This is a genomic window from Arthrobacter sp. H20, from assembly GCF_000520515.1.
Lineage (GTDB): Bacteria > Actinomycetota > Actinomycetes > Actinomycetales > Micrococcaceae > Arthrobacter_D.
Genome location: NZ_KI914717.1, coordinates 1 through 25,920 on the forward strand (window position 1 = coordinate 1; position 25,920 = coordinate 25,920).

Annotated in this window: 27 protein-coding genes and 1 tRNA gene; 15 read left to right on the plus strand and 13 right to left on the minus strand. The window is 62.5% G+C overall.

All coding sequences use genetic code 11. The features are described from left to right. Together Y703_RS0104895 and Y703_RS0104900 are read right to left on the minus strand one after the other, a co-directional pair. The coding region (locus Y703_RS0104895) for a transposase (RefSeq protein WP_026551813.1) at nucleotides 1-180 on the minus strand (180 nt) is incomplete at its 3' end. Nucleotides 181-226: 46 nt separating this feature from the next. Beyond that, nucleotides 227-874 (minus strand): hypothetical protein, encoded by a 648-nt coding sequence (locus Y703_RS0104900; protein ID WP_026551814.1) that lies wholly within the window; start codon nucleotides 872-874, stop codon nucleotides 227-229. A gap of 137 nt (nucleotides 875-1,011) precedes the next feature. Here Y703_RS0104900 and Y703_RS0104905 point away from each other — a divergent pair, with 137 nt between their 5' ends. From Y703_RS0104905 to Y703_RS18050, 6 genes are all read left to right on the plus strand, one after another. Next, on the plus strand, nucleotides 1,012-2,772 hold the full coding sequence (locus Y703_RS0104905) for an ABC transporter ATP-binding protein (RefSeq protein WP_051427321.1): 1,761 nt from the start codon (nucleotides 1,012-1,014) through the stop codon (nucleotides 2,770-2,772). 97 nt (nucleotides 2,773-2,869) lie between these two features. Next, nucleotides 2,870-2,942 (plus strand) — tRNA-Lys (locus tag Y703_RS0104910). A 192-nt stretch (nucleotides 2,943-3,134) separates the two neighbouring features. Then, nucleotides 3,135-3,749: a hypothetical protein gene (locus tag Y703_RS20705; protein WP_051427322.1), complete on the plus strand. Its 615-nt coding sequence runs from the start codon at nucleotides 3,135-3,137 to the stop codon at nucleotides 3,747-3,749. Between the two features lie 216 nt (nucleotides 3,750-3,965). Beyond that, a complete protein-coding gene (locus tag Y703_RS18045; RefSeq protein WP_035763919.1) occupies nucleotides 3,966-4,196 on the plus strand; it encodes a hypothetical protein in 231 nt (76 codons plus the stop codon). A gap of 129 nt (nucleotides 4,197-4,325) precedes the next feature. Continuing rightward, the gene (locus tag Y703_RS0104925) at nucleotides 4,326-5,060 is read left to right on the plus strand and encodes a helix-turn-helix domain-containing protein (RefSeq protein ID WP_026551816.1); all 735 of its coding nucleotides are present in this window, start codon (nucleotides 4,326-4,328) and stop codon (nucleotides 5,058-5,060) included. Continuing rightward, entirely contained in the window at nucleotides 5,057-5,779 is a 723-nt protein-coding gene (locus tag Y703_RS18050; RefSeq protein ID WP_051427323.1) for a hypothetical protein, read from the plus strand. The genes Y703_RS0104925 and Y703_RS18050 overlap by 4 nt, the downstream gene beginning before the upstream one ends. Nucleotides 5,780-5,802: 23 nt before the next feature. Here the strand turns inward: Y703_RS18050 and Y703_RS22605 are convergent, their stop codons facing one another. From Y703_RS22605 to Y703_RS0104965, 7 genes are all read right to left on the minus strand, one after another. Further along, nucleotides 5,803-6,132, minus strand: a complete 330-nt coding sequence (locus tag Y703_RS22605; RefSeq protein ID WP_216698868.1) for a hypothetical protein — start codon at nucleotides 6,130-6,132, stop codon at nucleotides 5,803-5,805. A 222-nt stretch (nucleotides 6,133-6,354) separates the two neighbouring features. Then, complete coding sequence (locus tag Y703_RS0104940; protein ID WP_026551817.1) at nucleotides 6,355-6,630, minus strand: HPr family phosphocarrier protein; 276 nt, start codon at nucleotides 6,628-6,630, stop codon at nucleotides 6,355-6,357. Nucleotides 6,631-6,654: 24 nt separating this feature from the next. Then, the gene (gene ptsP / locus Y703_RS0104945) at nucleotides 6,655-8,352 is read right to left on the minus strand and encodes a phosphoenolpyruvate--protein phosphotransferase (RefSeq protein ID WP_026551818.1); all 1,698 of its coding nucleotides are present in this window, start codon (nucleotides 8,350-8,352) and stop codon (nucleotides 6,655-6,657) included. Between the two features lie 22 nt (nucleotides 8,353-8,374). Continuing rightward, nucleotides 8,375-10,390 carry a PTS fructose transporter subunit IIABC gene (locus Y703_RS0104950; RefSeq protein ID WP_026551819.1) on the minus strand — a complete coding sequence of 672 codons (2,016 nt, stop codon included), beginning with the start codon at nucleotides 10,388-10,390 and terminating at the stop codon, nucleotides 8,375-8,377. After that, nucleotides 10,378-11,400, minus strand: a complete 1,023-nt coding sequence (locus Y703_RS0104955; protein WP_026551820.1) for a 1-phosphofructokinase family hexose kinase — start codon at nucleotides 11,398-11,400, stop codon at nucleotides 10,378-10,380. The genes Y703_RS0104950 and Y703_RS0104955 overlap by 13 nt, the downstream gene beginning before the upstream one ends. After that, on the minus strand, nucleotides 11,397-12,164 hold the full coding sequence (locus Y703_RS0104960; protein WP_026551821.1) for a DeoR/GlpR family DNA-binding transcription regulator: 768 nt from the start codon (nucleotides 12,162-12,164) through the stop codon (nucleotides 11,397-11,399). Before Y703_RS0104960 ends, Y703_RS0104955 begins: the two co-directional genes overlap by 4 nt. A 151-nt stretch (nucleotides 12,165-12,315) precedes the next feature. After that, nucleotides 12,316-12,570, minus strand: coding sequence for a DUF6458 family protein (locus tag Y703_RS0104965; protein ID WP_026551822.1), 255 nt, complete (start codon nucleotides 12,568-12,570; stop codon nucleotides 12,316-12,318). Nucleotides 12,571-12,942: 372 nt separating this feature from the next. Here Y703_RS0104965 and Y703_RS0104970 point away from each other — a divergent pair, with 372 nt between their 5' ends. Both Y703_RS0104970 and Y703_RS18060 read left to right on the plus strand, forming a co-directional pair. Next, on the plus strand, nucleotides 12,943-13,209 hold the full coding sequence (locus Y703_RS0104970; RefSeq protein ID WP_026551823.1) for a GlsB/YeaQ/YmgE family stress response membrane protein: 267 nt from the start codon (nucleotides 12,943-12,945) through the stop codon (nucleotides 13,207-13,209). A gap of 111 nt (nucleotides 13,210-13,320) precedes the next feature. Continuing rightward, nucleotides 13,321-14,070 (plus strand): hypothetical protein, encoded by a 750-nt coding sequence (locus Y703_RS18060; protein WP_035763920.1) that lies wholly within the window; start codon nucleotides 13,321-13,323, stop codon nucleotides 14,068-14,070. 3 nt (nucleotides 14,071-14,073) lie between these two features. On the opposite strand, the gene Y703_RS0104980 is transcribed toward Y703_RS18060, so the two are convergent. Next, nucleotides 14,074-15,279, minus strand: coding sequence for a DUF445 domain-containing protein (locus tag Y703_RS0104980; RefSeq protein ID WP_253907944.1), 1,206 nt, complete (start codon nucleotides 15,277-15,279; stop codon nucleotides 14,074-14,076). 169 nt (nucleotides 15,280-15,448) lie between these two features. On the opposite strand from Y703_RS0104980, the gene Y703_RS0104985 reads away from it, so the two are divergent. Both Y703_RS0104985 and Y703_RS0104990 read left to right on the plus strand, forming a co-directional pair. Further along, nucleotides 15,449-16,357, plus strand: coding sequence for a glycerophosphodiester phosphodiesterase (locus Y703_RS0104985; RefSeq protein WP_026551825.1), 909 nt, complete (start codon nucleotides 15,449-15,451; stop codon nucleotides 16,355-16,357). 12 nt (nucleotides 16,358-16,369) lie between these two features. After that, complete coding sequence (locus tag Y703_RS0104990) at nucleotides 16,370-18,169, plus strand: glycoside hydrolase family 15 protein (protein WP_026551826.1); 1,800 nt, start codon at nucleotides 16,370-16,372, stop codon at nucleotides 18,167-18,169. A 127-nt stretch (nucleotides 18,170-18,296) separates the two neighbouring features. Here Y703_RS0104990 and Y703_RS0104995 read toward each other — a convergent pair whose 3' ends face one another. Next, complete coding sequence (locus Y703_RS0104995; RefSeq protein WP_026551827.1) at nucleotides 18,297-19,472, minus strand: zinc-dependent alcohol dehydrogenase; 1,176 nt, start codon at nucleotides 19,470-19,472, stop codon at nucleotides 18,297-18,299. A 112-nt stretch (nucleotides 19,473-19,584) separates the two neighbouring features. Between Y703_RS0104995 and Y703_RS0105000 the strand changes: the two genes are divergently transcribed. After that, entirely contained in the window at nucleotides 19,585-20,307 is a 723-nt protein-coding gene (locus Y703_RS0105000; RefSeq protein WP_155849409.1) for an AzlC family ABC transporter permease, read from the plus strand. After that, nucleotides 20,304-20,615 (plus strand): AzlD domain-containing protein, encoded by a 312-nt coding sequence (locus tag Y703_RS0105005; protein ID WP_026551829.1) that lies wholly within the window; start codon nucleotides 20,304-20,306, stop codon nucleotides 20,613-20,615. Before Y703_RS0105000 ends, Y703_RS0105005 begins: the two co-directional genes overlap by 4 nt. A 22-nt stretch (nucleotides 20,616-20,637) precedes the next feature. On the opposite strand, the gene Y703_RS0105010 is transcribed toward Y703_RS0105005, so the two are convergent. After that, nucleotides 20,638-21,771 (minus strand): acetate kinase, encoded by a 1,134-nt coding sequence (locus tag Y703_RS0105010; protein WP_026551830.1) that lies wholly within the window; start codon nucleotides 21,769-21,771, stop codon nucleotides 20,638-20,640. Next, nucleotides 21,768-23,858, minus strand: coding sequence for a phosphate acetyltransferase (gene pta / locus Y703_RS0105015; RefSeq protein ID WP_026551831.1), 2,091 nt, complete (start codon nucleotides 23,856-23,858; stop codon nucleotides 21,768-21,770). The genes Y703_RS0105010 and pta overlap by 4 nt, the downstream gene beginning before the upstream one ends. 147 nt (nucleotides 23,859-24,005) lie before the next feature. Between pta and Y703_RS0105020 the strand changes: the two genes are divergently transcribed. The 3 genes from Y703_RS0105020 (at nucleotide 24,006) to Y703_RS0105030 (ending at nucleotide 25,912) form a co-directional block, all read left to right on the plus strand. Beyond that, nucleotides 24,006-24,347: a thiamine-binding protein gene (locus Y703_RS0105020; protein WP_026551832.1), complete on the plus strand. Its 342-nt coding sequence runs from the start codon at nucleotides 24,006-24,008 to the stop codon at nucleotides 24,345-24,347. A gap of 99 nt (nucleotides 24,348-24,446) precedes the next feature. Next, the gene (locus Y703_RS0105025) at nucleotides 24,447-24,935 is read left to right on the plus strand and encodes a GNAT family N-acetyltransferase (protein WP_026551833.1); all 489 of its coding nucleotides are present in this window, start codon (nucleotides 24,447-24,449) and stop codon (nucleotides 24,933-24,935) included. Between the two features lie 119 nt (nucleotides 24,936-25,054). Next, nucleotides 25,055-25,912 (plus strand): spermidine synthase, encoded by an 858-nt coding sequence (locus tag Y703_RS0105030; protein ID WP_026551834.1) that lies wholly within the window; start codon nucleotides 25,055-25,057, stop codon nucleotides 25,910-25,912. The last annotated feature ends 8 nt before the right edge of the window (nucleotides 25,913-25,920 follow it).

Sequence of the window (25,920 nt, forward strand, 5' to 3'; positions counted from 1 at the left end):
CCACGACCCGAAACACTCCGGCAGATCCCGCCACGGGATTCCTGCCCGGAACCGATAAACGATGCCCTCAACGACCAGCCTGTGATTGTTGAAGGGGCGGCCCGGGCTTCCGTCCGAGCTCGGCATCAACGGCTCAATCCGAGCCCACTGAGCATCCGACAAAACAGCAATACGTGACATACCACCAGCATCCCAAAGACCTCACCGAACAATAAGGAGACACGCCCTAGTCGAGTTCGCCCCGACGCCATGACGCTGCAGCATGTTCCAGATCTTCAGCGGTCTTGATCAATTGGTGCGAGTTGCGCGTCAGCTTGGCGGCATGGATCCCGTTGGCGGGTTCGGCGTCGTCGGCGTGTTGGGTCTGACCCAGGGCGATGACCCTGCAGAAAGCGGCGAACCGTTCGAGAGCGACGTCGAACTCGCCCTCAAAGGCACCCGAGAGAATGGTGTCAGCCATTAGCCGCACCTCTTCGGCGCCTGGCGGCTCGGCGACGCCAGCGATCACATTGGAGACCTGTGCGACACCCTTCCCGGACTCGAAGTATGCCGCAATACGTTCGGGATTCTGTTGGGTTGCGGCACGGAGGGCGTAAAGTCGCCACAGGGCGCCGGGGAGGGAGCGCGGAGGACTCTCAGCCCACATCTCTGCGATCGCCTCAAGGCCTTGCTGATCGGCTAGCTCGACGAGGCGCTGTGTAATGCCAGGGTCGTCGGAGAGGCGGCCGTGATGAACCAGCGCGTGGGCCGAGAGGTGGGCGGCCTCCGACACCCGGGATGGGTCAGCACCCCCCGCGAACACTTCGAAGTCCAGCGGCGCGAACGGCTTGGGCTTGTGGTGCCTTGGACTCTGGTTCTCGTAGTTACCGCTCATAAACCGAGGATACTCCTGCCGTTTCCCTCAGGGCCAGAGTCACGGAAGCGGGCGGCTATCAATCGGTCCAGGCTGGCTGATGCGGCAGGGCAATGTTGGCCTCGACATTGTTGAACATCATTGCTCCAATTAGGGGTATGAGCCTTCCGTCCAATGCTGGCCGCTACCCACGGTTGAGGATCCTCTGGTCCTTCATCCGCCCGCACCGCCGGGTACTGGTGCTAGGTCTTGTCCTGGGCCTGGTGACAACTGCCACCGCCTTGGCGACGCCGATGGTCACCAAGTGGGTACTCGACTCGGTAGGGACCGCCGCTTCCTTAGGGGAACCGATTGGCGTCCTGCTCACGCTGCTGGTGATCGGCTCAGCAGTGGGGCTGTGGCAGTGGATCCTGCTTGGCACCCTTGCGGAGCGGGTGGTCCTTGATGCTCGAGAGTCAATGGTCAGGCGTTTCTTCCAGGCCAAAGTGGGTGACCTCACTGGGCGGCCCACCGGCGAACTGGTGACCAGAGTTACCTCCGACACTGTATTGCTGCGGGAGGCTGCTTCATCAAGTGCCGTCAGTCTGGTCAACGGCACAGTTGCCCTATCCGGCACGCTCATCCTGATGGGGGTGCTGGATCTGGTCCTGCTGGGGACCACATTGGGGGCAATAGTGATTGTCGGTGTCCTGTTTGCACTGCTCATGCCCCGTATCGCCAAAGCCGAAGAACAAGCCCAGGAATCAGTCGGCAACCTCGGTGGAATCCTCGAAGGCGCACTCCGGGCAGTGCGGACGGTCAAGGCGAGCCGGGCCGAGGAAAGGCAGAGTGAGCGGATTGTCATCGAGGCCAGAGAGTCAGCCCGGCACAGTGTCAGGGCAGTGCGCACGCAGGCGGTGGCATGGACAATCGCCGGTGGCGGAATCCAGTTCGCAATCATCGTAATCCTGGGCGTCGGAGCCTGGCGCGTGGGACAGGGGGTCCTTGACGTCTCCAGCCTGATCGCTTTTCTCCTGTATGCCTTTGGGATCATGGGGCCCATCTCTCAGCTGACCCAGAACATCACAGCCATCCAGTCGGGGATCGCTGCCGCGTCACGGATCTCCCAGGTGCAGCAGATGGAAGTCGAGGAGGACAGCCTGGGACCCAGCTCAGGGACTGGCGGTGAACGGCTCGGGGAAGCAGTCCTCGAGTTCTGCGACGTACACGCCGCCTACGGCCCCGAATCGGTCAAGGCGGTCGACGGTGTGACGGTCAGTATTCCGCGCCGCGGCCATACTGCGATAGTCGGTCCGTCGGGAGCTGGCAAGACCACCCTGTTCTCTCTGCTACTTCGGTTCATTGAGCCGCAGGAGGGTGAGATCCTGCTGAACGGGCGGCCCTACTCCAGCTACACGCACTCGCAGATCCGATCGCAGCTGGCGTACGTCGAGCAGGAAACACCGATTGTGCCGGGAACGATCAGGGACAACCTGCTATTTACCCACCCGGATGCCACCGACGAGGAGATCTGGGGGGCATTGCGGGCGGTGCGGCTTGAGGAAAAGGTGAATTCGCTCGAGGCAGGCCTTGAGACTGAGCTGTCAAGCACAGCGGTCTCCGGCGGGCAGCGGCAGCGGATTGCACTCGCCCGGGCAATCCTGCGCACTCCAGCGGTGCTCATGCTCGATGAAGCGACCGCGCAGGTTGACGGTCTCACGGAGGCAGCCATCCACGACTGCATTCGTGACCGCGCGTCGAAGGGTGCCGTTCTGACCATTGCGCATCGGCTCTCAACGGTGATCGACGCTGACACTATCCTGGTCATGGCGGACGGTCGGATCCGGGCGAGCGGAACACACAGCGAGCTACTCAGGAGCGACGACCTGTACCGCCAGCTGGTCGAGGCGCTCAGGATTGTGGAACCGGCGGTTGGCTGACGCCGCCACCCACGATGCCCTTGAGTTCTGCACGCCGGGGCTGGATGCGATAATGTAGGCAGGTCATTTCGACTACTTCGGTAGCCGGTAATGATGAGGGCCTTTAGCTCAGATGGTAGAGCATCGGACTTTTAATCCGTGGGTCGAGGGTTCGAGCCCCTCAGGGCCCACAATTGTGGGATACCCGAACACAGAATCCCCGCCGTTCACTGGAACGGCGGGGATTCTGCATTGGCAGGGCGCGACGGGGATTGACTACTGCCGATTAACCGTCTGAAATAGATAGTAGGCAACTCCACAAGGGCGCTACGGTTTCGGCCCGCCCGGTCCGTGAACCTCCGGCCCCGCTGAGAGGAAGACCGATGGATCCTGCCAGTTTTATCCTCCAAGCGTCGATAGCTCTCGCTATGGTCGGCCTTCTGACCGCGGTCACCGCACTTGCCCTGTCCGGTGCTCTCAAGCGAAACGACGACGTCGATTCCCTGTTTTGGTACGGATTCTCAGGTCTCCTAGCGGTCCTGCTGGTAATTATTGGGGCCGCGGCCACCATTGAAGGAAGTTCGGGAATGGTCGCCGCTGGGGCCCTGGTATTGATCGGAATTGCAGCCGGCTGGTTGTGGCGAGGTGAGCATGATCGCAAGTCCAAGCTTGCTGACGAGGTGGTCCGAAGCGAACGGGAAGCGGTCCGGGCCCGCCATGATCGTGTCCTTCAGCAGTGGGTCACCTATGAGCTGGACCCGGCAGCGACTATCGACTTCCCTGACATGACCGATCTGTCCCGGAGTGACACTTCCCAATTGATTCGGTCAATGCGAGCCGCAGCTCTGCTGCGCGAACAGTTCGATGGTGGCGACGTTGGGCTCATTGAGTATGAGTCAGCGGTAGGCAGACTAGAGACAAAGCTAGCGGCTGCCGAATTCGCTGCCGGCGTCGTCATGAGAGGCTCGGTGGAGGGCTCCTGGCGAACCGAACGGTAGGCAGCTTCTCTCGCTCACAGGCGGCCGCCTCTGGTCGACGTCATGGGCGTCGTGTAGGTTGAGGTGCATGAGAACAATAATTTTCGCGTAATCCTTCAGGGATTATCTTTTCCTTTGTCGAAAACCATGCTCGTTGAGACGATGTCTCCGAGTGACGTTTCTTATTACCCAGCAGACGTTGAACGGTGTTCAGCAGCCGACTATTTAAGGACCGCCATGACTGATCATTCAAAGAACCAGGCCCAGAAGAAGAGCGAGGACCTATCAGTACACCTGTCGGACTCCGCCGCCAGGAAGCTCCAGGATGACCCGCGGGCCAAACTTGCGCTGGAAAAGAAAAACCCTGACTTCGGGAAGCTTGCCGGGGCCCGCAGCACTGGACCGAACCATCAGCCAGTCCATCGCAGTGGGAAGCAGGGCAAGACTGAGAAGAAGGCCCGCTGGTAGTCGCCCAGGCGGCGGGAGGTTAAATTGAGACTGGCTCCGCGTTCTGCGTATGGGGGAATCGCAGAATGGGGAGCCAGTAACCTCAGTATACTTCAAATCCAGCACGGGAAGTCCAATTAAGGGGTGGTAATGGCTGTCACAGCAAAGTCGTTTCAGCTGTGGCGCTCTCGGATTGCACCCGACGACACTGTCTCGGAACTTTGCCGCAAGGCCGGAATCAAACGGTCGACCCTGGGTCAACAGGTAGTTCGTGGAAAGGTTGCTATCAGCACCATAGTCGACATTGCCCGGGCCTATGGTCTGCATCCCGCCCAGGAGCTCGGCAACTTTGATGGGTATCGCGACCTTCCGGCAGGAATCCGTGGGCCGACCAGCCCCGAGTTGATCAGCCAGGTGTCGCACATCGACATCCTGCGCCTGGTGGTCGCCCGGAGTGAGGATAAAGAGGCGGTGGGGCGAGAAGTTCAGCTCAACCTTGCCTCCTTCCCGCACCGGAATTCGGTACGAGCCTGGATAGACGCTGTCGATCAGGGTGATCTTCGACAGGGGCTGGCCGCGAGGACCGGCATTGCTCCCCAGAACCTCTCGGCGCAACTGACCGCTGGACGTCTCACCCCTGAACTCGCTGTAGAGGCAGCGCGATTCGCGAAGGTTTCCCTCGCCAGTGGGCTGGTGGTGACCGGCCTGTTGACCCCCGAGGAGGGCGGCTGGCCAGTCACTGGCAGAAATCAGGCGCTGGGTAGGTTGTCGGATACCGACCTGGTTCTGCTAGCACGGGACAGGCTCGACGTGCTGGGAAAGTCGTTGAAGAAAGTCGAGCTAGCGAATAGCCGGGACCAGGACCTATGGGAGAACCTCGGATGAGTGAGCATGTAGTCCAGTGGGCTGTGTTGGTGCTGTGCATTGTCTTTGCCCTCCTGCGACTACCCGACGCGATCCGCGGACGGGGGCGAGCGGTATTTATCGCCTTGGTGCTGCTGGTATTCGCAGTGGGTCTGAGCCTGCCGCAGTTCTATCTTCCGATAGATAGGCTTCTGGGCGGGGTCAATATTGCCAATCTCCTTATTAGACTCTCGTTGTACGCCATTTTTGTGGTTCTCGGGATTCGCATTGCCGCAGCGTTCAGATCGGCGCGAACTCGCTGGCTAATTGTGGGACCCATCGGACTGTCAGTGCTGGCGGTAGTCGCCTTGTCTACTGTTGCGTTGTTCATACTCAGCGACCTCCCGGAAAGTTCAACAGGTCTTGTTGCCTATGGAGACCAGGAGACGGTTCGGCTTTATGCTGAAGCAGGGCGGCTCTACCCGGGATATGTCGCAGCCTGCCTCGTCCTGCCGGCCCTGAAGGGCCTGGCGGATTCGACCGGGCGGCCGGCGCACCGGGCTGCGTCTGCGCTGCTGGCCGTCGGATTCGGTGCAGTACTGGTCTTTGCAGTGGTGCGCTTAGCTGTCGGTAGCCACCTTGGCGTGTGGGAAATTGGTCTTCCGTTCGGGGCCATTCTGCTGGTAACGAGCGGTCTGACGATCATCTGGGCGTCCCGACGTCGAACCGAGCTGGCACCGCGCGGCAACCAACTTGCGTGAAATGTGACGTTTCAGTGATTGCTTCACTCAGGGGTATTCACGTTTTCATCATAGTGTGGCAAAATTATGATTATGTATCTCTGCTCACCATGGGGGACAGCGGAGCTATAGTGCGGGGTGGGGCGTCCATTAGAACGGGTGGACGCACCCACCCGTTCTTGACCGGTCACCCGGTCCCAGGCGTAGCGCTTCTCCGGCCTGCCAGCTGACCCGTATTTCGGGGTGATCATTGCCTGGTCGCGGGCCACGAGGAACTCAAGATACCGGCGGGCGCTCACCCTTGCGAGTCCGAGCCTGAGCGCCACCTCTGAGGCTGAGGGCCCTGCCGGGTTGAACCGCAGGTCAGCGATCACTGACTCCAAGGTGGGACCCGAAAGGCCCTTCGGCAGAGCAGGCCGCAAGTACCTCGACCGGCTGCCCGAGCCTCGCAGCTCCTTGACTGGACCCAGAAGCTGATCGATGACTGCCTGATTCAGCGCCGGAGAGTCCCCGGCGCTGTGTTCGAGGATGCTGCGATGATGCGCCACATACCCGTCAAGTCGTTCCAGTGACCAGACCCGGGCTCGGTAACTAGGCTAGGCGTCGTGGTCGGTTTCCAGGATCTTTGCCAGGGTCTCGAGGGCCTCCTCGGCACCGTCGCCGTCGGCGCGGAGCACCACGACGTCGCCGTGGGAGGCCCCCAAGCCCATCAGTGACAGGATGCTGGAGGCGTCCAGTGCGTCTTCGGCTGGCTCACCTTCCATCGCGATGGTGACTTCCAGGGGTAAATCACCTGCCGCTTCAGCGAAGATGGCTGCCGGGCGCGCGTGCAGGCCAACACGGCTTGCTACCGTGGCTTTGCGTTCTGACATAGGGTTCCTCCTTGGTTGGGGCGCCTACTGGCCCAGGGCTTCCAGAATGGGGAGCCGCTCACGGACGGCGGTGCGCCCGAGGTCGGCGGTAGGAGCGGCGAGGGCGAGCGCCGCCAGCTCCTGGGCTTCGTGCCGGGTCACCGAGGCCAGCACCGCAGCGACGGTGGGGAGCGATCGGGCCGACATGGAGAGAGTCTGAACTCCCAAACCCACCAGTACGACGGCGAGGGCAGGGTCGGCTGCCGCCTCGCCACATACACCCACCGGCTTCTCGACTGCTGTGGCTGCTGCGGCTGACTGTGCACCGGCTACGGTGTGCTTGATCAGCTGCAGGACCGCTGGCTGCCAAGAGTCGTTGAGGGCTGCCAACTGGCCCAACTGGCGGTCAGCGGCCATCGTGTATTGCGTGAGGTCATTCGTCCCGAGGGAGGCGAAGCCAACGTGCGCCAGGATCGCCTCGGAGGTCAATGCAGCTGACGGCACTTCGACCATCACTCCTGGCTGGTTCAGACCTTCGGCCAGGCACAGCTCGCCGAAAGCTTTCGCCTCCGCTGCGGTAGAAATCATCGGTGCCATGACCCACACCTCCGCCTCGGTGCCCTCTGCCGCCCGGGCGATTGCCTGAAGCTGACGTGTCAGCACACCGGGGCTCACGTCGCCGGTCCGGTATCCGCGAACCCCCAGTGCCGGGTTAGGCTCCGAGGCGTCGGTGAGGAAGGGCAGCGGCTTGTCAGCACCGGCGTCGAGCGTTCTGACCACTACCTTGCGGCCGGGAAAAGCGTCGAAGACCTCACGATACGCCGCTGCCTGTTCCTCGGGGCTGGGCTCAGTCTCCCGGTCGAGGAAGCAAAACTCGGTGCGTAGGAGGCCAACACCCTCGGCCCCGGCGGCGGCGGCAGCTCGAGCATCCTTACCGGAACCGACATTGGCGAGTAACGGCACCAGGTGCCCGTCGGCGGTTGCACCGGTTCCGTTGAAGGTGCCAAGCGCTGCGGCCTGTTCGACCCAGCGGGCCGCTGCGGCTCTCTCGTCGTCACCGGGATCGGTGATGATGGTGCCGGCCGCGCCGTCGACGTACACCTCGGCCCCTTCATCGATGGCTTCCGCGCCCGGGGCAGCCACCACTGCCGGGAGTCCAAGTGCCCGGGCAAGAATTGCAGTGTGCGACTGCGGTCCACCGCTACCGGTAATGAGCGCCAAAACTTTTTTGGAGTCGAGCGTCGCGGTGTCCGCGGGTGCTAGGTCCTCGGCGGCGAGGATGAAGGGCGTCTCGGAAGCGGGAATGCCCGGGGTTGGCAGCCCGCGCAGCTCAGCCACCAGTCTGGCCCGCACATCGTGGACGTCTTGGGTGCGCTCGGCCATGTATCCACCCAGTCCCCGCAGCATCTCCGCCACTGCCGAACCGGCTTCCCAAACCGAGCGTTCAGCTGAGGTGCCGGTGGCGATAAGCTTGGCCGCTGATTTCAGCAGCATCGGATCCGCGGCCATCATGGCTGTCGCCTCCAGGACTGCGCTGGCGTCCTTCGACGCGGCGTCAGCGCGGGCTTTCAGCTCGGCCTGGACCACTTTGGAAGCAGTCTTCAGCCTGGCCGTTTCAGCCTCGGCAGTCGTGTCAGTACCCCACCGCTCGTCCGAGGGCGGCTCGGTTACGCTACCGGGCATTTGGAGCACCGGTCCAATTACACGGCCGGGGCTAACCCCGACTCCGGTAAGTTTCGTCATTGAAAGAACCTCCCGGGTTCGGTTAGGCGGCGACCGTCTCGGTGACGGGAGTGTCTTCGGTCTTCCGCGTGGCGAAGCGCTTCAGAGCCACCACAGCGAGCGCCGAAATGATGGTGCCCGCAATGATAGCCACCACAAACATAGCGACATTCCCGATAGCAAAAAAGACGAAGATGCCGCCGTGGGGTGCCTGCGAGGTGACACCGGCGCCCATCACGATCGCTCCGGTCACCGCCGATCCGAGCATACTGGCGGGAATGACGCGCAACGGGTCGACTGCTGCGAAAGGAATCGCGCCTTCGGAGATGAAGGCTGCACCCAACAACCAGGCTGCCTTGCCGTTCTCCCGCTCGGCCGCTGAGAAGCGACGGCGGTCCAGGACGGTGGCGAGCGCCATGGCCAGGGGTGGGACCATGCCGGCCGCCATTACTGCGGCCATGATCTGCCACGGGGCCTGGTTAGCTACGGCTCCCGCTCCGAGACCGGCGACGGCGAAGGAGTAAGCCACCTTGTTGATCGGTCCGCCCAGGTCGATGGCCATCATGAGGCCCAGGATTGCCCCAAGGACGACGGCGGCTGCTCCAGTCATGCCGGAGAGCCAATCATTTAGCGAGCTGGTCAGCGAAGCGATTGGTCCGCCGAGGACCAGGATCATGAGCCCCGAGGCGGCAATGGAGGCGAGAAGCGGGATGATGACTACCGGCATCAGGCTTCGGAGCCAGCGCGGCACCTTGATCCGGCCGATCATCATGGCGATGTAGCCAGCGAGCAGGCCGCCCACGATGCCGCCGAGGAACCCGGCGCCCATAAAGCCTGCCACTGCGCCAGCGACAAAGCCCGGTGCGATACCTGGCCGGTCAGCCAGTGCATAGGCAATATATCCGGCGAGAGCCGGGATGAGGAAGCCCATCGACAGGGCTCCGATCTTGAAGAAGACGGCGCCGAGGAAGACTGCAAGACCCTCGGGCGGCAGATTGAGCAGGGTGTACTGGGCGAGCATCGCGTCGCCATTACCCACACCCGCATCATTCGACAGCGCAATTTCGTAACCGGCGAGGAGGAAGCCCAGTGCGATCAGTAAGCCGCCGCCTGCGACAAACGGGATCATGTAGCTGACGCCGGTGAGGAGCGCCCGCTTGAGCTGGCGTCCCACACCCTCGCCGCTGTCGTCGGTCTGTTCTGACTGCGAGTCGGCGGCCCCCTGCACGCGTCGTGCGTTGGGGTTGTCAGCAGCAGCGAGTGCCTCGTCGACCATAACGCCGGGTTCGTCGATGCCGCGCTTGACGGGAGAGGTGATGACTGGCTTCCCGGCGAAACGGTTCCTGTCACGCACGTCGACGTCGACTGCGAAGATCACGGCGTCGGCGGCCGCGATCACCGCGGGGGGGAGCGGTGTGGCGCCTGACGAACCCTGGGTTTCGACCTGAAGGTCCACCCCGCGCTCCTTGGCTGCAGCGACCAGCGAATCGGCTGCCATATAGGTGTGCGCGATTCCGGTAGGGCAGGCAGTGACCGCCACCAGGCGGCGAGGTGCTGCGGGTACTTCAGCTGACTGCGCCTCGGCGGGCTGGGCACCCTGGCGGGGTCCGACGTCGAGGGCGCCCTGCACCAGGTCAACAATGTCCCGTGGGGTGGCCGCGGCGCGCAGGGCGGCAGTGAAGTCCTTTTTGATCAGTGAGCGGGCCAGCTTGGACAACAGCTTCAGGTGTTCCTGGTCGGCGCCGTCGGGAGCTGCGATGAAGAACACCAGATCGGCGGGGCCGTCCTTGGCACCGAAGTCCACTGCCGGCCTCAGCCTGGCCATTGCTAGGGTGGGCTCGGTTACTGAGGTGGACCGGCAATGCGGGATAGCTATGCCGCCTGGTATGCCAGTTGCTGTCTTTTCTTCCCGGGCCAGCGCATCGGCGTACAGGCCGTCAGCACCAGTAGCCCGCCCCGTCGCGGCTACCTGATCCGCGAGTCGGCGGATTACGTGCTGGCGGTCAGAACCCAGGTCCTGATCCAGTGTCACTAGATCGGTTGTTATCAGCTGTGCCATTGGTCTTCCTCCTTGGGAAGTGGTGCATCGAGCGGTGCGTCGGTTGAGGTGTTGGGGAGCGTAAGCCGACGGACGGTGACGGCTTCGGGAGTGGTTTGGTGCAGTGCTGGAACTGTTGAACCGGGCAGGGAGGCGGCAGCCGATCCATGGGCGACCGCCTGCCGCAGGCACTGCTCGGGTGCTCCGCCGGCGGTGTGGGCCAGCAGATACCCGGCAAGGGCCGAGTCGCCAGCCCCGACGGTAGATCGAGCCGCCACCGGGGAATGAGTTGCTTCCCAGGCGCCGGCGGCAGTTACCAGTAGGGCGCCACGTGCACCGAGGGTGGCGAGGACAGCGCCGACGCCACCGCCGATCAGCGCCGCTGCTGCCCCAGCAGCAAGACCGGAATCGGCTTCGAGGGCATCACCGTCTGCAAGGCCGCTTAGTTCTGAAAGCTCTTCGGCATTGGGTTTCAACAGATCCGGCTTCACCCCGGCGGCAAGGGTGTCCAACAGTGGGGCGCCTGAGGAATCGACAGCGATCAGCGGAGCATCGCCCGGGTATCGGGCGCGCACCGCCTCGATCACAGTTGCGTAGAAGGTGGTGGGGACCCCGGGCGGAAGCGACCCGGCCAGTACCAGCCAGGAGGCCCCTTCACACTGGGCGACCACCAGTTCCAGCAAGGAGTGGAGTTCGTTAGCGCTGAGCAGCGGGCCCGGCTCGTTGATCTTCGTGGTGGTTCCATCGGGTTCGGCCAAAGTGATGTTGCTGCGCAGCTGGGTACCAATCGGCACGCTCCGGAACTGGACTCCAGCGGCGCGCAAACCTACCACTACCGGATCGTCGGGATCCCCCGGAAGCACGGCCATCGAGGCTACGCCTGAGACGGTGAGCGCCCGGCATACATTGACGCCTTTCCCCCCCGATTCCTGGTGGGCGGCCGTTGCCCGCTGCACCCCCCCACGAGCGAGCTCAGCGGCGAGTTCAACAGTCCGGTCGAGGCTGGGGTTAACCGTCAGGGTGATGATCACGCGATCACTACCTCGACGTCGGCCTCGGCCAGCGCGGCAGCCAGCGGTTTCGCTGGGGTCCGGTCGGTAACCAGGGTGTCAATCTCTGTCAGGGACGAGAACCCAACCAGCGTCTCCTGCTCCAGCTTCGATGCATCGACGAGGGCTATGACGCGTCGAGCCGATCTCACGATCGCTGTTTTCACAGCTGCTTCATCGGGGTCCGGGGTACTGAGACCGAACGTTGAGTGGACGCCGTTGGCCCCGACAAAGGCAATGTCGGGGCGATAGCCGTTGAACCGTTCGATCGTGTGACTGCCCACAGCAGCACTGGTCAGGCCCCTTACCCGCCCCCCGACGAGTTCGAGATGGAGGCTGGAGGATGCGATTGCCTGGGCGATGGGGACCGCGTGGGTGATGACCACCAGGTCCTGCCTGGATTCGTGTGCAAGCAACTCGGCGAGATGCCCGGTGGTGGTGCCGGCGTCGAGCACTATCGATCCGGCGTCCGGGATCATGGCGAGGGCGGCCTTGGCAATGCGGGCCTTCTCCGGCTGATGCTGGCCCTCGCGGCTGTTCAGGCTCAGCTCGCTCGTGCTGCTGTTTCCGCCAGTCACTGCACCTCCGTGGACTCGGCGGAGCGTTCCCGCGTCCTCGAGGAGGGCAAGGTCACGTCTGACCGTCTCTTTGGTGATATTGAAGCGTTCGGCGAGCTCGGCGACACTCACCCGGCCTTCCGAGGCCACGAGAGTGGTGATCCTGCCATGGCGTTCTTCGGCGAACATTGCTGCCTCCTTGTGGTGGTGACCGCCATCACAGTAAATGTCTGATTGAGTGACTATATCTGTGTTTATGTTTGCTTGTCAATCATTTCCGGGCATACCAAACGCCACCAACCCGATGTGGGTGGTGGCGCCTGAGGTGGTGCAAGTGGTGCTAGATGCCGCCGTCGCGGGTCTCGTTGCGGGTGACAGTCTCACCGGTGTTTGGATCCTGGATGGATCGTGATTCAGACACTCGGCGCTGGCTCCGCGGGGCATTCATAACCAGGGAAATGACAAGTCCGAGTACGCCGACCCCCATAAGGATGTAGCCCACCAGGGTGAGGTCAATGAAGTCAACTACGTCAGCAACGGCGAAAGCGAGAATTGCACCCAGTGCAATAAGTACGATTGATGAGCCGATTCTCATATTGTTTACTGCTCCTTCGATGTATAGCAGGCCGCGGCAAGCAGGCCAGCGGGGGTGAAACAGGTGAACAGTCAGATATTCATCTGTTGGTACTGGTCAGCATACTTTTATTCCGGTTTATCTCGCCTAACTGGGTCATTAGTCCGAGTCGTGCCGGTGTGGTCGAGGCGTCAAGCGTTATCAAATCAATACCCGTGCGGTCTATTGAATAACCCTGGTGGGGGGTTTAATGATGTCTGTACAGATCGCGTTTGAAAACTAAGCACGCTGATGAAGTAGGATGGCTGGAAGCTTGTGTGGGGACATCCTGCATCACAGCACTTTTGTTATACGTATCACTCGTAGACAAGACCCGATTACAAGGAGTATTCCATGGGTTTCTTCGCATTCCTTCTTCTAGGCCTTATCGCTGGCGCAATTGCCAAGCTCATTCTCCCCGGCAAGCAGGCCGGTGGATGGGTCATCACTCTCATCCTCGGCGTTGTTGGCGCACTGCTCGGCGGCTGGATCGGCGGCCTGTTGTTCGACGCAGACATGAATGAATTCTTCTCACTGTCGTCTTGGCTGCTCGCCATCGGCGGCGCGCTGATCGTGCTGGTTGTTTACGGCGCCATCACCGGTCGCAAGTCACGCGCCTAATTCAGACGCTGCACAACGAAACGCCGTCGGGGAAACCCGACGGCGTTTTTTGTAGTATTGATCCCCACTCTGCACACCGCGGGAATGGTTCCCATCCGAAGGAAATCAGCTATGAAACTGCCTAACCTCAATCCGGCGTCCCGGATGGCCAACGGGGCTCTCTTCGACAAGGAGGGAAAACCCAAACCGGGCATCCAGCGGACCATTGAACGCGCCATCGAGGTGCAGCGGCCGCTGGTCCTCGCGAATCTTCGCCGGATGTATGCAAAGAATCCCGGGGCCACCGCCGCCGAGATCAGTTCTGACCTGGAGCGCCATTACCTGGCGGTGATTACCGTCACGGGTGCAGCAGTAGGAGCGACCGCCGTCGTCCCTGCCATCGGGACGGTCGCCTCACTCGGCCTTTCAGCAGCGGCAACTATCGGCTTTCTTGAGGCAACAGCCCTCTACGCCCAGTCCATCGCTGAACTCCACGGCGTTCAGACCGGCGACCCGGAGCGGGCGCGAACCCTGGTGATGGCCATTCTCATGGGAGAGGAAGGCCTCGCACTGATTCAGTCGGTGCTGCGCGGCTCAGGCGGCGGTGCACCCGAGCACTGGGGCACAGTGCTGGGAGGAAGCGTGTCGTCGCCGATTGCGCGCACCATTGGTCATAGCATCAGACGGCGCTTTGTGCGCAAGATGCTGGCCAAGCAGGGCAGCGCGCTGTTGGGCAGGGCACTTCCCTTCGGTATCGGCGCCGTCGTCGGCGGAGCCGGTAACCACATGATGGGGCGGGCGGTGGTCTCCGCCACCGCTCAGGCCTTCGGCCCGTCGCCGAGCGTTGTGCCAGGTGAGCTGCTCAAGGATCTCGATCGCTGATTGTTAGCCGAAAACTGCGTGGGCAACGGTAAAGATCACAAGTCCGGCAAGGGAACCAACAACCGTTCCGTTGATCCTGATGAACTGCAGGTCTTTTCCAATCTGCAGTTCAATCTTTTGTGAGGTCTCCACTGCATCCCAACGACCGACAGTCTCGGTGATAATCGCAGCGATGTCGCTGCGGTAGGTGCGTACCAGGTATCCGGCCGCGTCAGCGATCCACCGGTTGACCTTCTTTGCCAGCTCCTCGTCAGTCGACAGGCGGCGGCCGAAGTCCCGGACGGCTGCCTTGAAGTTACTGGTGAGTTCACTATCAGGGTCATCGACAGCTTCCAGCAGGGCCTTCTTGATGGTGATCCAGGTGCGGGCAGCCAGATCGCGCACCTGAGGATCACCGAGTACCTGGGCTTTGATTTCCTCGGCCTTCGCTATCACCGCTGGATCGTGCTGCAAGTCCTGAGCCAGATCTTTCAGGTACTTGTCGAGGGCGATTCGCACATCATGGTCGGGATTGGTCTGGACGGCCTTCATGAACTTGGTCAGTTCCACGTACACCCTGTCGCCCACCAGGCCATCGACGAACTGGGGTACCCAGGTGGGGGAGCGCTGGGACACGAGTCCTGAGACGAGGTCGTGGTTGCTGTCCACCCAATCGGCTGCGCGATCCACGAGCAGATCCACCAACTGGTGGTGATGGCCGTCGTTGAAGATCCTCTCGGCAATCTTTCCCACAGGCGGCCCCCAGGGTGGGGTGAGCAGGTGCTTACGCACCATTGACTCGATGACCGACTGGACTGCGTCGTCGTCCAGGACTCTGAAGGCGCCCCGGATGAGGGCTGCGCCCTCAGTTGCTACCCGGTCTGATCCTTCGGGGGTGGCAAGCCACGCGCCGGCCTTCTGTGCAATCCCCACCGAGGACAGCTTCTGCTGCACCACGGACTCGGAGAGGAAGTTCTCCTCGACGAACTGCCCGAGGGACGCCCCAATCTGGTCCTTCTTCCGCGGGATGATCGCGGTGTGGGGGATCTTGACTCCCATCGGGTGTTTGAACAGGGCGGTGACGGCAAACCAGTCAGCCAAAGCACCCACCATGCCGCCCTCAGCGGCGGCCCGCACGTACTGGAGCCACGGGTACTGGTCCTGCAAGGCGAACGCGACAACAAAGATTACCGCCATCGCGCCAAGCAGCCCGGTGGCTACCACCTTCATCCGTCGCAGGCCGGCGGCCCGTTCTGCGTCAGTACCGGCTAAGTGAGAGCTCAAGGATCCTCCGGGGGTTGCGGTGCACCAGTGTGCGCATCCGTCTGAGTCAGTAAAGCAGCGATTGGCAGTGTAAGTCACGCTGGGCTGGCCGATATCGCGTAGCGTATCGGGATAGATGCTGGTTGCTGACGGGATGGATATGTTGCACACGATTTTCGCCCACCGCGGTGCCAGCTACCAGTTTGCCGAGCACACCCGCGCGGCGTACCTGCAGGCACTCGTTGAGGGGGCCGACGGCGTCGAATGCGACGTGCACATGACTCGTGACGAGCAGCTGGTCTGTATCCATGATTCCACCCTGGATAGAACCTCCAATGGCACCGGCGATGTTGCGGACCACACGCTGCGGGAACTACGGGACCTCGATTTCGCGTCCTGGAAGGGCTCAACCATCCCGCCGGAATTTGGTGGAATCGCTGACCAGTTTCTCTCCCTCGCGGACCTACTGGAGCTACTTCTGGCCGCTGGCCGTGAAGTCTCCCTCGCGATCGAACTCAAGCACCCCAGCCCCTTTGGTCTCAAACTCGAGGAAAAGGTAGTCGTATTCCTGATGAAACGGGGGTGGGACCCTGAGAGCTCCACCCTCGCCAACGTCAGCATCAGCTTCATGAGCTTCAACCCCGACTCGGTGAAGCATCTGTTGGAGAAGGTGCCGTCCCACACCGTGTGCCAGCTGGTTTCCGATGTCCGGCCTGCTGAATTGCGTGCCGAGCTCCATCTGGGGGCGCTGACCGCAGCAGCGGTCATTAGACTGCTGCGCCGCGCTTTGAACGACGGTGAGCAGAACATCGATTCCCATGCCGCGGGCATCGCGGGCCCGGGGGTCGACTACGTGACCGCCCACCCAGCCCGGGTGCGTCGGTGGATTGCCGAAGGAATCCGGATCCGTGTGTGGACCGTCGACGATCCGGACGACGTCGAACTCATGCGCGAGTTAGGCGTGCAGGAAATTACCACCAACCGCCCCGCGGCTGTGCGCGCCCAGCTGACCGGCCCAGCTTCCACCCCGAGGAAGCGAATGTGATTGAGTTAAGGCATGCACTCTCCGATCGAAGACTACGCACTCGTTTCTGACATGCACACCGGTGCGTTGATCTCCAGGACAGGGAGCGTGGACTGGCTCTGCTTTCCCCGGTTCGACTCCGACTCACTGTTCACTGCGCTCCTGGGTGAGGAAGACCACGGTCGATGGTTGGTCGCACCGGCGCCGGGCGCGGGCTCGGCCGAAGTGGTGGAGTGGCACTATGTCGATTCGACGTTCGTAATGGTTTCCCGGTGGCACACCGACGCCGGAGACGTTCGCGTAACTGACTTCATGCCTGTCGGCGACCGGCAGGCATCCCTGGTGCGGCGGATCGAAGGGCTGAGCGGCAATGTGCCGATGCGCCAGGAACTGGTGGTCCGGTTCGGCTACGGGACGATCCTTCCGTGGGTCAGCCGGCAGACCGATGAGAGCGGTCAGGCGATCTCAGCGATTGCTGGTCCCGACGCTCTCGCGCTACGAGGCGATCACCTGCCGCATGCATCCCACCGCAGTCACGAAGGGGAGTTCACTGTCGGCACCGGTGAGACAGTTGACCTCGAGCTCATCTGGTATCCCTCCTACCGGCCCCTGCCGACGCCTGTGAATGTCGACACGGCGCTGAAGGAAACCATTGACTACTGGTCCGGCTGGGCGGCAAGCTTCGAGAAACAGGGCGAGTATGACCCAATTGTTAAGCGCTCCCTACTGGTCCTTCGCGCGCTGACCCACGAGGACACCGGCGGGATCGTTGCGGCGCCCACCACTTCACTTCCGGAGCACTTCGGCGGCGCACGCAACTGGGACTACCGGTTCTGCTGGTTGCGGGATGCAGCGCTCACCCTCGAAGCCATGATGACCCACGGGTACCAGGAAGAGGCGCTCGAATGGCGCAACTGGTTGCTTAGGGCAGTTGCCGGTGATCCTGAGGATTTGCAGATCATGTATGGGGTTGGCGGGGAACGGGAGTTGCCCGAGAAGATTCTCGAACACCTACCCGGGTACGAGGCATCAACACCTGTGCGAGTTGGCAATGGCGCAGTGGACCAGTACCAGGCGGACGTGGTTGGCGAGGTAATGGTGGTGTTGGAGAAACTCCGCAACAGGGGAGTGCTGGAAGACAGTTTCTCCTGGCCGCTGCAGCGCGCGCTGCTGAGCTTTGCCGAGAACCACTTTGACGACCCAGATCACGGCATCTGGGAGATGCGTGGGGACCTGAAGTACTTCACCCACTCCCGGGTCATGATGTGGGCGGCATTTGACCGTGGAGTACGGGCGGTGCGCGAGCACGGACTGGACGGCCATGCCGAACGCTGGGAGGAGCTCCGTGACCGGCTTCGCGAGAACATCATGGAGAAGGGGTTCGACCCCAGCATCAACTCGTTCACTCAGACCTACGGCAGTCCCGAGGTCGATGCTTCCCTGCTGCAACTGCCGCAGGTGGGTTTCCTTGACTACGACGATCCCCGCATGCTTGGTACTGTCGCCCGGCTGGAAGAGGACCTTGCCAACGAACAAGGCCTACTGCTGCGCTACCGGACCGAGGCAGGCATGGATGGGTTGGAGCCGGGGGAACACCCCTTCCTGGCCTGCTCCTTCTGGCTGGTGGAACAGTATGCCCACTCCGGCAGGATCAACGATGCGAAGCAGCTGATGGATCAGCTGGTGGGTTACGCCAACGGCCTTGGGCTGCTGGCCGAGGAATACGACGCCGATAGTGGGCGAATGGCTGGCAACTATCCCCAGGCGTTTTCCCATCTGGGACTGGTCCGGGCGGCGGATGCGATTCATGGAGTGGACAGCGGGTCACTCTAGCGCTCGCCGCTAGTCCAAGCGTCACAAAAAAGTGCCGGGCCCGCAGGTTAGCCGTTGCCCAACGGAGGCTCTGCGGGCCCGACACTTTTCTGCGTGGGGCGCCTGCTGGGGACGGCCCGGGGACGCACTATGGCCGGATGATGACCTTGATGCAGCCGTCCTGCTTCTTCTGGAACTTCTCGTAGGCAGCCGGCGCTTCGTCCAAGCCGATCGAGTGTGTCATCAGGTCCATGACGCCGAGCGGATCGGATGGGTCCTCGACGATTGGCAGTAGTTCGTCGGTCCAGTGACGCACGTTGCACTGCCCCATTCGGGTCTGGATCTGCTTGTCGAACATGTTCATCAGGGGCATCGGGCTTGCTGTCCCGCCGTAGACGCCGCTGAGGGAGATGGTTCCGCCCCTGCGGACCGAATCAATTGCAGCGTGCAGCACTGTGAGACGATCCACTCCCGCGGTTTCCATTGCTTTTTTTGCGATGGCTTCGGGAAGTAGGTTGACGGCGTTCTGCGCAAACGCACCCAGCGGGGAGTCGTGGGATTCCATCCCGACTGCGTCGACCACCGCGTCAGGACCGCGCCCGTCGGTCATCTCCCGCAGCTCGTCGCCAATATCCTTGGTGAAATCGAGGGTCTCGATACCGTGGCGCTCTGCCATGGCACGTCGCTCTGCCACCGGCTCGACGGCGATGACCCGCTGGCCGAGGTGACGTCCGATCCGCGCTGCGAACTGGCCTACGGGTCCCAGACCGAACACGGTGAGCGTTCCACCGGCTGGCACGTCAGCGTACTTCACGCCCTGCCATGCGGTGGGGAGGATATCGGAGAGGTATAAGTACCGCTCATCGGGGAGCTCGTGGCCCACCTTGACCGGCCCGTAGTCGGCGTGCGGCACCCGGAGGAACTCCGCCTGGCCACCCGGCACTGAACCGTAGAGTTCCGAGAATCCGAGCAGACTGGCGCCCGAGCCCTGTTCCCTGACCTGGGTAGTTTCGCACTGCGACTGAAGTCCTCGTGTGCACATCCAGCAGTGGCCACAGGAGATGTTGAAGGGAATGACTACCCGATCGCCGGGCTTGAGGTTGGTCACTGCACTACCAACCTCCTGAACGATTCCCATTGGTTCGTGGCCCAGCACGTCATTCTTGTGCATGTAGGGGGTGAGTACTTCGTACAGATGCAGGTCGGACCCACAGATTGCCGACGAGGTGATGCGCACGATCGCGTCAGTAGGTTCCTGGATTACGGGATCCGGAACCTGTTCAACGCTGACGGTGCGCCGGCCCTGCCATGTCACTGCCTTCATGATTTACGATCCAATCGATGGTAAGTAAGCTGACTAGCCTCATTATGCCCGTTGACCGATCGGGAAGGGAAGCGGAGTAGGCGGATTCCTGCCAGCGCTCTACGCTAACTTGGTGAACTACCTGCAGTCACCGGCCGTCCGGGTTGGACTTTCCATAGCAGTCGCCACGGGTCTGTACGGGATCTCCTTTGGTGCACTGTCGGTTAGCTCTGGCTTTGATATCTGGCAGACCATTGCTTTGAGCCTGCTGCTCTTCAGCGGTGGCTCCCAGTTCGCGTTCATCGGTGTGGTGGGTGGTGGCGGCACGGGGGCGGCAGCCATGACTGCCGCCTCCCTGCTGGGAATTCGAAACGCTGTGTATGGCATGCAGATGAGCGCGCTGGTGCGGCCCACGGGATGGCGAAAGCTCGTTGCAGCGCAGGTGACCATCGACGAGTCTGCAGCGACAGCCAGCGGCCAAACCGAGCCCATTGAGCGGCGTCGGGGGTTCTGGACCGCAGGAATCGGCGTGTTTGTGCTCTGGAACGTGTTCACAGTGGTCGGCGCGCTGGTGGGAGGTGCACTGGGCGACCCGGCACAGTGGGGCCTGGACGGCGCGGCAGTCGCAGCCTTCCTTGGTCTGCTCTGGCCCCGGCTGAGGGCGAAGGAGCCAGCCGCGATCGCGGTGATCTGCGCATTGGTGACTGTGGTGGCCGTGCCGTTCGTCGCGCCGGGGTTGCCCATCCTCATCGCGGCGGCAGTGGCGGGTGCAGTTGGTTGGTTCGGCCACGGACGCATGGATCAGGGCCTGGAGCCCGACGTCGACCCCTATGTCGAAGAGGAAAGTGACCGATGAATCTGTGGTTCTGGATACTGCTGGCCTGCGCGCTCGCGTTCCTCACCAAACTCGCAGGGTATCTCGTCCCGGCGAGGTGGATGGACAACCCTCGGATGAGCCGAGTCGCAGGAACCCTGACCATTGGGCTGCTCGCCTCGCTCACGGCGGTCAATACGTTTGCTTCGGGGCAACAGCTTGTCCTCGATGCCAGGATTGTTGCCCTGGCCGCCGCTGCCGTGGCGTTACTCCTGCGGGCGCCGTTCCTGGTGGTGGTTGTCATCGGCGCGGCGGCAGCGGCGCTGGCGCGCCTGGCGGGAATGCCCTAGCTGGGAAAACAACTCGGCCAGGTCAGCGCGCGACGACGGCGGCTGTCGCCTCAGCTATCGCTGCCTCCTCATCAGTGGGAACGACCAGGACGGGGAACGCCGACTCCTCGGTGCTGATCTGGCGGGGCGCCGAGCTTTTCTTGCGATTCTCGGCATCGTCGAGGTGGAGGTCGAGGGCTCCCAACCGGTTCACCACACGCTCTCTGAACTGCCAGGAGTTTTCGCCGATCCCGGCAGTGAACACCAAAGCCTGGGCTCCCCCGACAGCAACGTGATAGCCGCCGATGTACTTGGCCAGGCGGTAAGACGCGATGTGCAACGCGAGCTCGGCCCTTTCGTCACCAGCCGCCGCCGAATCCACCGCTGAGCGCATGTCGTTGTGACCGGTCAGGCCCTTCAACCCCGCTTCTCGATTGAGCAGATGGTCCAGGTCTGCAGCCGAATAGCCTTCCCTGCTCAGGAACAGGAGGATGGACGGGTCGATGTCGCCGGACCTGGTCCCCATGACCAGTCCCTCCAGCGGGGTGAACCCCATCGACGTGTCGATGCTCTCACCGGACCGGACTGCTGTGATCGAGGCGCCGTTGCCGAGGTGCGCGACGATCCCGGTGAACCCGGCCGCAGGCATCCCGAGGAGGGCCGCCGCGTGGTGGGTAACGAACCCAATGGAAGTGCCGTGAAAGCCGTACCGGCGGATACCGAACTTGGTGTACAGCTCGTCCGGGACGGCGTAACGCCAGGCGTGTTCCGGCAGGGTGCGATGAAAGGCCGTATCAAACACTGCCACCTGCGGCATGTGGGGCCATCTGGCGGTGATTGCCCTGATCCCCTGGACGTTCGCGGGATTGTGCAGTGGGGCGAGCGGGCTGAGGCGTTCAATGGCCCTGGTGATCTCGTTGTCTACCAGGACCGGCTCGCTGAATCTTTCGCCGCCGTGCACCACCCGGTGGCCGACGGCGTCAATTGTTTTACCCCGCAGGACCACTTCAACGTCGGCTGTCACCCGCTTGAGAGCCTCCTGGTGGTCGGCGGGACCGCCGTGGGTGGAATCGCCGATCCGCTCCACGGTGCCGTCGGCCAACCGTTCGCCGGATCCGGTGTCGCGTACCTGATACTTCAACGATGATGAGCCCGAGTTGATGACAAGAATAATCATGATGCCTCCTGACTGACTTCGCCTTGGGCCTGGACCGCGGTGATGGCGACAGTATTGACGATGTCCTCGACAGTGCAGCCGCGGGATAGATCGTTAACCGGCTTCCGGAGACCCTGCAATACCGGTCCAACGGCTACGGCGCCGGCCGACTGCTGCACCGCCTTATAGGTGTTGTTCCCGGTGTTCAGGTCGGGGAAAATGAAGACGGTCGCCTGACCCGCGACCGAGGACCCGGGAAGCTTCGATTCGGCCACCGAGGCGTCGACTGCCGCGTCGTACTGGATGGGCCCCTCCACTGGAAGATCCGGACGCAGCTTCCGGACCAGTTCGGTGGCCCGGCGCACCTCGTCGACCGCACCGCCTGAGCCCGATTCGCCGGTTGAATAGGAAAGCATAGCCACCCGGGGATTCACGCCGAACTGCTGCGCTGTCTCAGCCGATGCAACTGCGATATCGGCCAGCTGCTCGTCATTGGGATCGGGGTTGACCGCACAGTCGCCGTAGACCAGCACACGGTCGCTCAGCAACATCAGGAAGACCGATGAGACAATCTTCACGCCTTCCTTGGTCTTCACAAACTCCAGCGCTGGGCGAATGGTGTTGGCAGTGGTGTGCGCTGCACCGGACACCATCCCGTCCACGTTTCCGAGTTGTACCATCATTGTCCCGAAATATGCACCTTCGAGCATACGTTCCCTGGCGTTCTCGATTGATACGCCCTTGTGGGAACGGAGGCGCACGTATTCGGCAGCGAAGTCCTCGCGGAGCTCTGAGGTCGCCGGATCAATCAGGGTGAGCCCGGTCAGATCAATACCCTGTCCAGCCGCGAGTTCGCGTATTTTGGCCTCCGGCCCAAGAATGGTCAGGTCGCAGACGTCCCTGCGATGCAGGATTTCGGCGGCCCGCAGAATCCTTGGATCTTCGCCTTCGGGGAGGACTATGTGCCGGCGCTGAGACCGTGCCCGCTCGATCAGGTCGTGCAGGAACCGCAAGGGAGTCATCGTCAGCGCCCGCGGGAGTTCCAAACGCTCAAGGAGTTCCCGTTCGTCTACCTGGCGCGCCCAGGCACCCAGTGCCGCTGCAGCTTTTCGCCGCAGCCCGGTGGCGATCTCGCCGCGCACTTCGCTGACCCGTCGCGCAGCGGTGTACGTGTCGTCGTCGATCGCGAACACGGGGAAGGGTGCCTGCGCCAGGAGGGAGAGAATCGTGGAATCGGGGGACAGGCCACCGGTGAGAATCATCCCGGCCGGCACCGGAAACTCAGCTGAGAACGACGACGCAAGGGTTGCCACCATGACGTCCGCCCGGTCGCCGGGGACGATCACCAGGGCGCCGTCAGTCAGCTTGTGCAGGAAGTTGGCCACGTTCATGGCGGCTACCTTAATTGAGGCAACATCCCGCTCAAGGGTGGGGCTGCCCGCAATCTGGCGCGCACCAAGCGCCCGGGCCACCTCGCCGACGGTGGGCCGGGAGATTTCCGCGAGTTCGGGAATGACGTAGACGGGCCTGCCGGACCGCCCCGGCCGCACCTGCGCGCTGATCTCGGCGACGGCGTCGTCTGCTGCCCGGTTGACCATCATGGCCAGCAGTGAGACCTGCGCTGCGTCCAGTTCGCGCCGGGCGACGTCGACGGCGTCGGCCGCCTCGGTCACCGACATCTCCTTGGCATTCACCACCGCCAGCACCATGGCGCCCAGATTGTTGGCCAGGCGGGCGTTGAGATCGAACTCGACGGGTGCATCGTGACCACTCAGATCGGTGCCCTCAACGATGATGACGTCGCAGTCCCGTGCGATCTCGCTGTAAATGGCCACGCAGCGGGTATCGATCTCCTCGCGCTGGCCTTTGACCAGGAGAGCGCGTGCCTCAGCGCGGGTGAGACCACCGCGTGCGCGTGCCGGTGGCAGGTCAAATGAGCGCTGCATCAGGTTGACCATGGGATCGGACTCGATATCATCCCCTTCGACGATGGGCCTAAAGAACCCCACCCGGTCGGAGTGCCGGTGCAGCATGTCTGCCAGCCCCAACGAGATGAGGGACTTGCCTGAGCCTTCAGTCATGGCGCTAACGTATATTCCGCGAGTCATTGACCTATCCTGCCAAACGGCGGGCTCTGTAGCCATGACGGCAGGCACATCCAGCGGTTTTATCTGCGCGGAGCTGTTATTTAGGCAGTCGTGGAAAACTTCCCCGGCACCCCTTCCACTGGGGCGCCACTATGCCAGACTTGGGTCATGCTTGTAGCCTTCTCAGTTGCCCCGGCCGGAAACGGCGCCACCACGGCCGATGAAGATGACGGCTCGGTCCACGACGCAGTGGCTGAGGCCGTCAAGATCGTCCGGAACTCGGGCCTGCCGAATCAGACGGATTCCATGTTCACCACCATCGAGGGTGAGTGGGATGAGGTGATGGATGTGATCAAACGAGCGACTGAGGCCGTCGGGAAGTACGGCAGTCGGGTCTCCCTGGTGCTGAAGGCGGACATCAGGCCCGGCTACTGGGGCGAACTCACCGGCAAAATGGAGCGTCTTGAGCAGGCCATCGACGAGATGGACGAGTACCAAGGCCACTCGTGACCGAATCGCTCGGACCTGCCTGCAATGTACCTCCCCCACCACGGCCTGGCTGGGTCTGTGTTGTTAGGTGTCTCTGCCGCCGCGCCATAGACTGAGGCGGTGAAATTCCCTATCCGGCGGGCCTCTCCCGACGACGCCGAGGCCTATTCGCGCACCCATCTGCAAGGACTCCACGAAACCTACGCGCAGATCATGCCGCAGGAGTTCCATGCGCACTACGACGCCGAGCTTGACTCGCTGGTTACGAAGCGGCGAGAGGCGCTGGAGGCTGGCGCAGTCAGCTGGTTGGCGTTCGACGAGGCAGGCGCCGCCGTGGGAATTGCAACGTCGGGGCCGGGCCGGGATGAGGACCGTCCCGACTTTGAGCTGCACCACATCTACACGCTTGCCGTGACTCACGGCACCGGGCTTGGTCAATTGCTGCTGGACACCGCCATCGAGGAGCGGGCTGCCTACCTGTGGATTCTGAATGACAATCCGCGGGCGGAGCGGTTCTACCAACGCAATGGGTTTGGACCGGACGGCACCAACACGCTGTGCGGGCCCACCTGGCATCACCGACCCATGTTCAGAATGCACCGGCAGTGATGCTTTGCCAGCTGGACGACTAGCATGACACCCATGTCTACCTTCACCGTCCGGCGCTCCGAGCCAGGCGCACCACCTGGGGGACCTGAATTGCTGGAGATCCAGATGGCGTTGCAGTAATGGGCAGGCAACGCCCAGCTCGGCCCGGCAGCTCGAAGGCGCAGCCCGAAAAGGGCGATTCGGGGCCGGTCGCTGGGACCTATGACATCGACACGGGCACGTGCGAGGTGGAGCCGGACCCATTCAATCCCAACGGGTGGATTCTCAAGGTCAACGGGGTGCCGAGTTCCCACATTGATCTCAGCGACCCCCTGCGTCTTGACTTCGAGTATATGCGATGGATTGCGGCACTCGTTGAATCCCAGCGCCGCGACGGCGGGCCGTTGCGGGCGCTTCACCTGGGCGGTGGAGCTTGTTCACTGGCACGGTATTTCGCTGCGTTGGTTCCAGAAGCCCGGCAGGTAGTGGTGGAGTTGGATGGCAGACTCGCCGGGTTGGTGCGTGATTGGTTTGACCTGCCGCGAGCACCGCTGGTGCGCATCAGGGTGGGGGAGGCGCGCGAGGTGACCGAATCTCTGACCGCTGGCAGCAGGGACTTAATCATTCGCGATGTCTTTGCCGGGAGTAAGACACCCCGACCCTTGACCACTATGGAATTCACCCAGCACGCCAAGAGGGTGCTGGGCAATGGCGGCATCTACCTTCTCAATTGCGGTGACTCACCCGATCTGGCCACCGCGCGTCGTGAAGCCGCGACGATCGGTAAGGTGTTCAGCCACACGGCTGTCGTAGCGGACCCGGCCATGCTCAAGGGGCGGCGGTACGGCAATGTGATTATCGCTGGCAGCGATGTCCCACTGGATCAGGACCCCGGACTGGCACGAGTTCTGCTCGGAGGCGGGGTGCCCGCCCAGGTGTGGGGCGACGCCCGGGTGCGGAAGTTCTGCAACGGCGCCCAGGTGCTTTACGATCAGTGACCACGGTC

What these genes read in the sequence shown, in the direction of transcription:
- Y703_RS0105005 (WP_026551829.1), top strand. Translation starts at nt 20,304, where the DNA reads ATGAATCTGTGGTTCTGGATACTGCTGGCCTGCGCGCTCGCGTTCCTC.
- Y703_RS0104905 (WP_051427321.1), top strand. Translation starts at nt 1,012, where the DNA reads ATGAGCCTTCCGTCCAATGCTGGCCGCTACCCACGGTTGAGGATCCTC.
- Y703_RS0104950 (WP_026551819.1), bottom strand. Translation starts at nt 10,390, where the DNA reads ATGGCACAGCTGATAACAACCGATCTAGTGACACTGGATCAGGACCTG.
- Y703_RS0105010 (WP_026551830.1), bottom strand. Translation starts at nt 21,771, where the DNA reads ATGATTATTCTTGTCATCAACTCGGGCTCATCATCGTTGAAGTATCAG.
- Y703_RS0105020 (WP_026551832.1), top strand. Translation starts at nt 24,006, where the DNA reads ATGCTTGTAGCCTTCTCAGTTGCCCCGGCCGGAAACGGCGCCACCACG.
- Y703_RS18060 (WP_035763920.1), top strand. Translation starts at nt 13,321, where the DNA reads ATGAAACTGCCTAACCTCAATCCGGCGTCCCGGATGGCCAACGGGGCT.
- Y703_RS18045 (WP_035763919.1), top strand. Translation starts at nt 3,966, where the DNA reads ATGACTGATCATTCAAAGAACCAGGCCCAGAAGAAGAGCGAGGACCTA.
- ptsP (WP_026551818.1), bottom strand. Translation starts at nt 8,352, where the DNA reads ATGACGAAACTTACCGGAGTCGGGGTTAGCCCCGGCCGTGTAATTGGA.
- pta (WP_026551831.1), bottom strand. Translation starts at nt 23,858, where the DNA reads ATGACTCGCGGAATATACGTTAGCGCCATGACTGAAGGCTCAGGCAAG.
- Y703_RS0104900 (WP_026551814.1), bottom strand. Translation starts at nt 874, where the DNA reads ATGAGCGGTAACTACGAGAACCAGAGTCCAAGGCACCACAAGCCCAAG.
- Y703_RS0104990 (WP_026551826.1), top strand. Translation starts at nt 16,370, where the DNA reads ATGCACTCTCCGATCGAAGACTACGCACTCGTTTCTGACATGCACACC.
- Y703_RS0104980 (WP_253907944.1), bottom strand. Translation starts at nt 15,279, where the DNA reads ATGAAGGTGGTAGCCACCGGGCTGCTTGGCGCGATGGCGGTAATCTTT.
- Y703_RS0104970 (WP_026551823.1), top strand. Translation starts at nt 12,943, where the DNA reads ATGGGTTTCTTCGCATTCCTTCTTCTAGGCCTTATCGCTGGCGCAATT.
- Y703_RS0104985 (WP_026551825.1), top strand. Translation starts at nt 15,449, where the DNA reads ATGCTGGTTGCTGACGGGATGGATATGTTGCACACGATTTTCGCCCAC.
- Y703_RS0104940 (WP_026551817.1), bottom strand. Translation starts at nt 6,630, where the DNA reads ATGTCAGAACGCAAAGCCACGGTAGCAAGCCGTGTTGGCCTGCACGCG.
- Y703_RS0104960 (WP_026551821.1), bottom strand. Translation starts at nt 12,164, where the DNA reads ATGTTCGCCGAAGAACGCCATGGCAGGATCACCACTCTCGTGGCCTCG.
- Y703_RS0104965 (WP_026551822.1), bottom strand. Translation starts at nt 12,570, where the DNA reads ATGAGAATCGGCTCATCAATCGTACTTATTGCACTGGGTGCAATTCTC.
- Y703_RS18050 (WP_051427323.1), top strand. Translation starts at nt 5,057, where the DNA reads ATGAGTGAGCATGTAGTCCAGTGGGCTGTGTTGGTGCTGTGCATTGTC.
- Y703_RS0105030 (WP_026551834.1), top strand. Translation starts at nt 25,055, where the DNA reads ATGGGCAGGCAACGCCCAGCTCGGCCCGGCAGCTCGAAGGCGCAGCCC.
- Y703_RS0104995 (WP_026551827.1), bottom strand. Translation starts at nt 19,472, where the DNA reads ATGAAGGCAGTGACATGGCAGGGCCGGCGCACCGTCAGCGTTGAACAG.
- Y703_RS20705 (WP_051427322.1), top strand. Translation starts at nt 3,135, where the DNA reads ATGGATCCTGCCAGTTTTATCCTCCAAGCGTCGATAGCTCTCGCTATG.
- Y703_RS0104925 (WP_026551816.1), top strand. Translation starts at nt 4,326, where the DNA reads ATGGCTGTCACAGCAAAGTCGTTTCAGCTGTGGCGCTCTCGGATTGCA.